Origin of the sequence: Kocuria cellulosilytica (genome assembly GCF_040981245.1) — a bacterium.
Lineage (GTDB): Bacteria > Actinomycetota > Actinomycetes > Actinomycetales > Micrococcaceae > Kocuria > Kocuria cellulosilytica.
The window spans coordinates 1-666 of the sequence record NZ_JAVFWZ010000049.1; the positions used below are offsets into that span (position 1 = coordinate 1).

At 74.0% G+C, this 666-nt stretch carries 1 protein-coding gene; it reads right to left on the reverse strand.

Annotated elements, in window-relative coordinates:
- The coding region (locus tag RCG67_RS16910) for an alpha-amylase family protein (protein ID WP_368827960.1) at positions 1-666 on the reverse strand (666 nt) is incomplete at both ends.

Sequence of the window (666 nt, forward strand, 5' to 3'; positions counted from 1 at the left end):
AGGGGGCTGCGCCCGGAGGCGGCGAACAGGTCCGCGGACCCGGCGAGCGCCCCCGCCAGCCGGGAGGCGTTGCCCCCGTCCCCGCCCAGGCTCATGCTGCGCGGGCCGGTGAGCCAGAAGTCGCGGACGGTGTCCCGGAAGCGGTCGTTCCAGTCGGCCCACCCCTCGGGGAAGTGCCCGGTCTGCCATCCGCCCATGCCCACGTCCCAGGGCTCGGCGATGAGCTTGGTGCCGAACAGGGCCGGGTCCGCGTTGACGGCCACCAGGAAGGGGTGGTTGCGGGTGAACCGGTGGCGCTCGTCGCGGGCCAGCTCGGGGGCGAGGTCGAAGCGGAACCCGTCCACGTGGCAGCGCTCGACCCAGTAGCGCAGGGAGTCCAGGGCCATCTGCACGACGCGCGGGTTGCCGAAGTTCACCGAGTTGCCGCACCCGGTCACGTCCACGTAGCGGCCGTCGTCGCCGTGCCGGTAGTACGCCTCGTCGCCGAGGCCCCGCCAGCAGTAGGCTGGCTCGTCCTGCCCCGCCTCGGCCGTGTGGTTGTAGACGACGTCGAGGTAGACCTCGAGGCCGGCGCGGTGCAGGTCCCGGACCATGGCCTTGAACTCGTCCAGCACGCCCTGGGCGCCCCGGGCCCGGGCGGCCTCGGTGGCGTAGGCGGCGTGCGGG